This window comes from Flavobacterium sp., from assembly GCF_049318185.1.
GTDB lineage: Bacteria > Bacteroidota > Bacteroidia > Flavobacteriales > Flavobacteriaceae > Flavobacterium.
In genome coordinates, this window is the sequence record NZ_JBMOGV010000092.1 from 1 (window position 1) to 9019 (window position 9019).

General features: G+C 36.6%; 3 protein-coding genes. All 3 read left to right on the forward strand.

Annotation, left to right across the window (positions count from 1 at the left end; translation table 11 throughout):
* The first annotated feature begins 108 nt into the window (after positions 1 to 108).
* The 3 genes from ACOYLT_RS08700 (at position 109) to pbpC (ending at position 8618) form a co-directional block, all read left to right on the forward strand.
* Entirely contained in the window at positions 109 to 546 is a 438-nt protein-coding gene (locus tag ACOYLT_RS08700) for a hypothetical protein (protein WP_422853467.1), read from the forward strand.
* Positions 547 to 670: 124 nt separating this feature from the next.
* Positions 671 to 6148, forward strand: coding sequence for an alpha-2-macroglobulin family protein (locus tag ACOYLT_RS08705; RefSeq protein ID WP_422853468.1), 5478 nt, complete (start codon positions 671 to 673; stop codon positions 6146 to 6148).
* Between the two features lie 43 nt (positions 6149 to 6191).
* Positions 6192 to 8618 (forward strand): penicillin-binding protein 1C, encoded by a 2427-nt coding sequence (gene pbpC / locus ACOYLT_RS08710; protein WP_422853469.1) that lies wholly within the window; start codon positions 6192 to 6194, stop codon positions 8616 to 8618.
* The last annotated feature ends 401 nt before the right edge of the window (positions 8619 to 9019 follow it).

A 9019-nucleotide genomic window follows, 5' to 3' on the forward strand; every position in this document is an offset into this window, starting at 1 on the left:
GGATGTTGCACAAACAATCTTATTATGTTTTAGCATTTAATAGTAACCTCTAAATGCAGGATGTTGTTATCATTTTTAAAAAATTGTAAAACCAAAACGTACAAGTATATGGGTAAAAGTTTATTTTTTTCAGTCTTCTTCATTTTACTATGCTTTTTATTTGTGGCTTGCGAACCTAATAAAAGTAAAAACGAAAGTAATCTCTTACCTGAAAAAGATTCCGCAAGTCAGATATCTTCAGCAACTAATGTTGTGGAAAGCAATGAGGAGGAAAATAAATTGGATACAGCTGCAGTAAATACATTCAGTCAAATTACAGGAACTTGGAATGCATTGGATGGAGATCAGGATTTCACTATTATTATCTCAAAAGATTCAATTTTTTATACAGAGCATGCTGAATTACATAAATACGAATTGCGCAATGATTCTATTTTTATTCATTATCCAGACTATATACTTTCCGGTAAACCACTGTTATTGAAAGATACATTTGCTATTATATCGGAAGATCAAACAAGTAAATTTTCAAGGAAAATAAATTAAATAAAACCTTCTCGAAATAAGTTTTCAATCATTTAACATCAAATTTATGATACCAATTCCCATTTTTCGACTTTTTAAAATTTTTGGGATTATTTTTCTTGCATCATTAGTTCTTTCATGCAAAATGAAAAGAAAAGTTATTCATATAAATCCAGCTTTCAGTAAATATATTGAAGCATTCACTTCTGGTGTAATTTCCAAAAAAAATGCCATTCGATTGCAATTGAGCAGTGATATTAATACGGTTCATACGTTATACGAGGAACTTGACGAAAATTTATTTAGTTTTTCCCCAAAAATTGCTGGGAAGGCCTATTGGATAGATAATAGAACCATTGAATTCAAACCTGATAAGGAGTTGAATTCTGACGAGTTTTATGAAGTTTCCTTTCACCTCAACAAGATAGCCTCGGTACCCGATGCATTCAAAACCTTTACATTTAATATTCAAACCCCAAAACCCACTTTTCAGATTACTCAAAATGGTCTTTATGCTACTGGTAAAGAGACCATGATGTTAAAAGGTATGGTCACAACTGCTGATGTTGAAGAGTCAAAATCTATTGAATCTTTACTCTCAGCATCTCTAAATTCGAAAGAGCTAGAAATAAAATGGCAACATAATGAATCGGGTAAAATCCATGATTTTATCATTGATAATATTAAAAGGAAGACGCAGGAAGAAACCCTAAACATTCAAGTCAATGGAAATGCTATTCAAGCAAATAAAAAGGAACAATTAAGTGTATCAATTCCAGCTATCCAAGATTTTAAAGTATTAAGCATTAATGCCGTTCAGGGAAAAGAAAAATATATTTCTATTCAATTTAGTGATGCCATTGCAATTAACCAGCAGTTGGATGGGTTGATTGCAGTTAGCAATCAGGAGCATTTAAGCTATTCTATTAATAGCAATGAAGTTAAAGTGTTTAGTTCTGACAATCTGGTTGGCACCTTTTCTGTAAATATAAATCCTGGGATTCAAAATTTATATGGAGATAAAATTGGACATCCCTATTCAGGAAACATAGTTTTTGATAAAAATTTCCCCATAGTAAAAATCCATGGTCGGGGTATCATTTTACCCAACAGCGGTGGAAAGGTAGTTTTACCCTTTGATGCAATTAACCTAAAAGCAGTTGATGTAAGCATTATTAAAGTATATGAAAATAATATCCCTCAGTTTCTTCAATACAATTCACTAGATGGGGATGAACAATTGAGAAGGGTAGCTAAACCTATTGTGCAGACAATGGTTAGATTGGATGAAGACCCGAATCTAGACTTACATAAACAGAATCGTTTTGCACTTGATTTGGATAAGTATATCAAAACTGAGCCGGGTGCTATTTACCGAGTTAATATCGGTTTCAGACCGGAATACTCACTTTCTATTTGTAGAGGAGGTATATCAGGTACAAAAACTGAAGATGATGGTGAAGATTATGATTACGACCGAGGTAATGAAAGTGACGAGGACAATGATTTCTGGAAAAGATATAATAATTATTATGAATACGGGTACAATTGGGAACAAAAAGATAATCCCTGTTCGAATTCTTATTACAATAAAGATAAGTATGCTTTTAGGAATATTCTTTCCACTAATATAGGGTTAACCGCGAAAATTGGCAACGAAAATAAGGTATTGGTGTTTGCCAACAATTTGATAAATACTGAGTCATTGAGTGATGTAGATCTGCAGGTTTTAGATTATCAATTACAAATAATTGGCACGGGTAAATCCAATACGGATGGTTATGCGCTAATTGAAAATAAACGTAAACCTTTTTTGTTGGTAGCCAAAAAGGGTAATGAAAAAAGTTATTTAAAGCTGGATGATGGAAATTCGCTCCCTCTTTCCCGATTTGATGTAAATGGAGTGGAGGTAAAAAATGGAATCAAAGGCTTTGTCTTTGGGGAGCGAGGTGTATGGCGCCCAGGTGATAGCTTATTTTTGGGTTGCATTATAGAAGATAAAGATAAAAAACTTCCGGCTGATCATCCGATAGAAATGGATCTTTATTCTCCTAAAGGTCAATTGTACAAAAAGATACTTGCAAAAAATAGTAGTGATGGCTTCAATATTTTTCGCACTGCTACCGATGCAAGCGCACCAACAGGTAATTGGATATGCCGTGTTAAATTAGGGGGGGCAGTTTTCGAGAAACAAATTATAATCGAAACAGTTATGCCCAATCGACTGAAAATTGACCTCAATTTTGGCAGTCAGTTGGCCCTAGGAAAAAACAATACAACCAATGGTATCCTTACGGCCAAATGGTTGTTTGGTGCGGTTGCTCAAAATTTGAAAGCTAGGGTGGATGTGCAACTGTATAAAAGGAATACTGCTTTTGAAGGGTTAAAAGACTATGCTTTTGATGATCCTACTGCTGAATTTAATACTATTTCGAAAACAATATTTGACGGAAGCCTGAGTACGAATGGGACAGCACCCGTAAATCCAATTATTGATTCAGTAACCGATGCTCCTGGTGTGCTGCTTGCAAATATGACCGTAAAAGTATTTGAACCTGGCGGAAATTTCAGTATTGATAATATAACAATGCCTTTTCATGCCTATGCATCCTATGCAGGAGTAAAAGTTCCTGAAGGTGACAAGAAGTGGGGCTATATCGCCAACAACAAAGTTCAATCTTTCAATCTTGCTAATGTTTCAACTAATGGAGAAGTGCTTAAAGGCAATACTGATGTAGAAGTTGAAATATATAAAATTAGGTGGCGGTGGTGGTGGGACAATACCAATTCCATTAGTAACTTTTCTGAAAGTGAATACAATAAACTATTAAAGAAAGAGAGTATTCGTCTATTTAATGGAAAAGGCTTATTTAACTATTCTTTTAAGGAAAATGAATATGGCAGATATCTGATAATGGTAAAAGATATAAGGAGTGGACATAAAACAGGAAAAATATTTTATGTAGACGATGATAGTTGGCAAAGGCGATCTGATAATTTCGATGCTGGTGCTGCTGCCATGCTGGCTGTTTCAGCAGATAAAACTAAATATAATGTTGGAGAGGAAGTAAGGCTTAATATTCCATCAAGTAAAAATGGTCGCGCATTGGTGAGCATCGAAAATGGAAGTAGGGTGTTGAAAACATTTTGGATTAAAACGCAACAGGGTGAAACGAAATTTAGTTTTAAGGCAGAAAAGGAAATGACACCCAATATATATGTTAATATCAGTTTATTACAGCCGCATGCGCAAACAATGAACGACTTACCTATAAGGATGTATGGGGTAATACCAATTACTATTGAAAGTAAAGATAATATTCTAAAACCTACCATTAGGATTGCTGACGTAATTAAACCTGAGCAAAATACAAGTATCACTATAGGTGAAGAAAATGGAAAGGCATTTAGTTACATAATTGCTATTGTTGATGAAGGTTTATTAGATCTAACCAGGTTCAAAACTCCCAATCCATATGATGCTTTTTATGCCAAGGAAGGATTAGGTATTAAAAGCTGGGATCTGTATGATTATGTGATTGGTGCATGGGGGGGTGAATTGGAAAGGATATTAACGATTGGTGGTGATGCTGAAAACTTAAAATCTGCAAAAAATCGTAAAGCTAATCGTTTCAAGCCTGTCGTAAAATTTCTGGGACCATTCAAATCAAATGGAGGCAACCAAACCCATAATTTTGTATTACCATCGTATATGGGCAGTGTTCGGGCAATGGTGATAGCGGCCAATAATGGAGCTTATGGCGTTGCTGAAAAGGCAGTTATTGTAAAAAAGCCAGTTATTCTATATACAACGTTGCCAAGGGTATTGGCTCCAGGAGAAGAATTTAGATTACCGGTTACTGTTATTGCAACAGACAACACGATTAAGAGTATAAAAATTTCGGCCCAGGTTAACGCATTGGTTGAAATTTCCACTACCCCTGAATTAACATTTACTGCACCCGGAGAGCAAACAGTTTTCCTGACCGGTAAAGTGAAAGCTGGAACTGGTTTAGCTAAAATTAATGTAATTGCCAATGCAGGAAAGGAACAAACGGCTTCGGAGGTAGAAATTGATGTGCGTAACCCAAATCCACCAATCACGCAGGTTACAGAATTTTCTTTGAAGCCGGGAGAAAGCTATAATGGAAACCTTGTGGCTATTGGTGATGGGGGTAATAATAAAGCCACAATTGAATTGTCATCCATACCAGCGCTGAATTTAGAGAAAAGGCTGAATTACTTGATAAGGTATCCTTATGGTTGCATAGAGCAAACTGTTTCAGCGGTATTTCCACAGTTGGTGTTAAACGACCTTTTGGATTTGAATGGTGAAGAACAGGTTGAAGTACAAAAGAATATTCGTTATGCAATTGGCAAACTTCAGAACTTTCAACTAGAAGATGGTGGATTTAGTTATTGGCCCGAAGGCGAAAAAAGTGATGATTGGGGTAGTAACTACGCAGGTAACTTTTTGCTAGAGGCGGCTGCCAGAGGATATGCTGTTCCCAGTTCGCTGTTGCAGCAATGGAGAATTTATGCCAAAGCAAAAGCGATTGCCTGGATTGCGCCAAATGTACCCTGGTATGGTGCAGATTTGATTCAAGCATATCGCCTTTATCTCTTGGCATTGGCAAATGCCCCTGAAATAGGCGCCATGAATAGATTGAAAGAATTTAAATTTCTGTCACAAGAAGCAAAATGGCGATTAGCTGCTGCGTATGCATTGGTAGGCCAAACACAAATAGCTTTGCAATTGGTTAGCGGCCTCTCTACCAATTTCCCAATAAGAAACAATTGGGGGTTAAGTTATGGAAGTGAACTGAGAGATCAGGCAATGGCCCTGGAAACATTAACCATCCTAAAGCGATTCTCAGAGGCCGAAGTGGTGGTTCGGGATATTGCAGGAAAGTTATCTCTAGATACCTGGTATAGTACACAAACAACCGCCTATAGCCTGATTGCCATTGCAAAATTCTCGGGCTTCAATGCAAATAATAAAAAAATTGACATTACCGGCAAGACCAACAACCAAGGTATTAATGTGAATACAAGCAATTCACTGTTTCAACAGAAAGTAACCTTCCAAAATGGAAAAGCAACAGTGCAGTTAAAAAATAATGGAAGTAATGTAATTTATGGCAGATTGATTAACGAAGGCAAACCATTAAGCACTCAAACTGTAAGTTATACTAACAATCCAGCGCAACTGCAAGTATCATTAGCTTATACCAATACAAAAGGTGAACCGATTGACATAAGCAAATTAAAGCAGGGAACTGATTTTATTGCCAAAGTGTCCATAAAAAATACCGGTAATAGGGGTGCCTATAATCAAATGGCCTTGACACAGATATTCCCAAGTGGATGGGAAATATTAAATACGCGGTTATACAATAATGAAGGGGTATTTAAATCATCGAGAAGCGATTATATGGATATAAAAGATGATCGGGTATATCATTTCTTTAATATTAAACAGGGCGAAGCTGTCACTTATTTTGTGCAATTGAATGCTGCCTATGCTGGTAAATATTATTGGCCTGGTGTTTATTGTGAGGCAATGTACAATAGCAGTATTAGTGGCGGAATTAATGGGAAATGGGTTGAAATTATAGAATAAGGTGCTTATCTAAATATAGCTGGTTGTGAAGAAAAAGCTTTTATTGGTTGGTCAGTACCTTCGAAACTTGTCTCTATTCAAAAAGGGAATGGTATTGGCATTTTTGCTTTTAGTTTTAATTTTCAGGTTTTCATTGCCAGCAATTTTATTTCAAGCGCCAACAAGTTTTGTTATCATTGATAAAGAATCCAATCTGTTGAATGCTTCTATTGCAGACGATGGGCAATGGCGTTTTCCCTATAATCAAGAAGTGCCTCAAAAATTTATAAGCTGCATAACCACCTTTGAGGATAAACGATTTTTTTATCATCCAGGCATTGACCCTATTGCACTTTTTCGGGCACTAAAACAAAATATTACCAGATCAAGAACCATTAGCGGAGGCAGTACTATTTCAATGCAGGTAGTCCGCTTATATAAAAAAAATAATCGACGAACGCTTTGGAATAAAATTGCAGAAAGTATATTAGCTATCCGACTAGAATGCGCTTATTCAAAAAAATCAATTCTGTCTTTATATGCTTCCAATGCGCCATTCGGTAGCAATGTGGTAGGCTTAGATGCTGCAGCTTGGCGATACTTTGGAAGAAATCCTTCCCAGCTTTCATGGGGTGAAATGGCAGCCCTTGCTGTCCTGCCGAATGCACCGTCATTGGTTCATCCTGGAAAAAATAATACCATTCTGCTCAAAAAGAGAAATGAGTTATTAAACAAGCTATTAAAAAATAGTATCATTGATGCTTCAACCTGCACGCTTGCAAAGCTTGAACCATTGCCTGGTGAGCCTAGAATATTACCCCAGTTAGCACCCCATTTACTTAACAGGTTTAAAAAGGACTTTCCATATTTAAAATCGGCTAACCCCCATTTATCTACTGCAGCTATAACAACCATTGATTTACAACTACAAAAAAAAGTAATGTCAATCCTTCAAACGCACCATGACGCTTTGTTGGGAAATCAGATTAGAAACGAAGCCGCTATTGTGGTGGATATTGAAACAGGGCATGTGCTCTCATATGTAGGAAATATATACAACCCTGCCGATAATAGTCTGGAAAGTAATGTAGATGTTTTGGCTGCTCGAAGAAGTCCGGGCAGTACCTTGAAACCACTGTTATATGCATCCCTATTAACCGAAGGAACTATCCTACCAACTCAATTGATACCAGATATACCCACACAAATTGGTGGATATACACCTAAAAATTTTGACCTCGGTTATGACGGTGCTGTTCCTGCAAGTAAAGCTTTGGCTAGGAGTTTGAATATACCTGCAGTTAAAATGTTGCAGCAATTCAAATACCAGAAATTTTATGATGTACTCCAACGGTGTGGATTTACTACCATCAATAATCCAGCAGATTTTTATGGGATGAGCCTTATTTTAGGGGGTTGTGAAGTAAATCCCTTTGAACTTGCCGGTGTTTACAGCAGCATGGCCAGGTTGTATAATCATCAGGCTAGAAATAAAAACAAATGGAATAAAAATGATTGGTTTATGCCCAGTTATCTTCAAACAGGAGACCGTCTCACCAAAAAAACAGGAGATAAATGGGATGAGAATAAACTAAACTTTGGCACAGATATTTTTGATTATACAGCTTTGTGGCAAACTTTTAATGCGATGAATGAAGTTATGCGCCCGGGGGAAGAAGGTCTATGGAATCAATTTAGTTCTTCCCAAAAAATTGCTTGGAAAACGGGTACGAGTTTCGGTTTTAGGGATGGATGGGCAGTTGGACTCACCAGTCGTTTTTGTGTTTTGGTTTGGGTAGGTAATACTACTGGTGAAGGTAGACCAGGGCTAACCGGTATCAATACAGCTGCGCCAATCATGTTTGATATCTTCCGATATTTGCCTGGCTCCAATTGGTTTGAATCGCCTAATGATGGATTTATTGCCTTGCCTGTTTGTAAATTTTCAGGGTATAAAGCCTCTGGGGATTGCTCAGAAACAGATACTATTTTTGCCAGCGAATCTGCAAGGGTTGCAGGTAATTGCCCTTACTGCCGTAAAATACATCTAGATAAAACTGGAAGATATAGGGTAAACGAAAGTTGTGAAACACCAATGAATATGATCCATAGGGCTTGGTTTATTTTACCCCCAACCATTGAATTTTATTATAAACAAAAACATCCCGAATACAAAATACTGCCTTCCTTTAAATCTGATTGTATTGAAAAAATATATAAAGTATTGGAAATAATTTATCCTGATGAAGACAGTAAGATTTATGTTCCTATCGAAATTTCTGGTGAAAAAGGAAGGGTTGTGTTTAGTGCTACCCATAAAAATTCCAATGAAAAATTATTTTGGCATATCGATAATAATTTTGTTGGGACTACCGAACACTTTCATCAGTTAGCCTTAAATCCTTCACCCGGTAAGCATCTTCTTACCATTGTTGATGAAAGTGGTAATTCAGTTTCAAGGAAATTTGAAATTTTGGCAAAGAGCAAATAAATGAATAAAAAATGAATAACTTAATAGAGGAAGTATATCCGTTTTCGATATAATTTAATATAGCCGAATAATCAGTGGGCCTTTCAATTCTTTGTTATTCTTTTAAACCATTAATATTTTACAAAATAACAGTACCCTCTGACTGGAATAATTCTGATAAAATTATAGCCGATTTTAGAAACCTCCTAAAGCAATAATGGCCGCCGGAAGGGGAGGGGGTAGAGGAGCGCACTCACGTTCGCAACTTCAATCAAATCATTAAAGTGTGAGTTTAGATTGAGCCTGAGCGCCTCTGGTGCTTGTGAAGAAAAGGCCAACGTAGAGCGTTCGTACTCAAACTCACACCCAAAAAAACAGTGTGAGTTTGAGTTTGAGTGTGAGGATATTTTGCTCCTTCACAC

Coding starts and splice junctions, on each gene's coding strand:
- ACOYLT_RS08700 (WP_422853467.1), top strand. CDS start 109: ATGGGTAAAAGTTTATTTTTTTCAGTCTTCTTCATTTTACTATGCTTT.
- ACOYLT_RS08705 (WP_422853468.1), top strand. CDS start 671: ATGAAAAGAAAAGTTATTCATATAAATCCAGCTTTCAGTAAATATATT.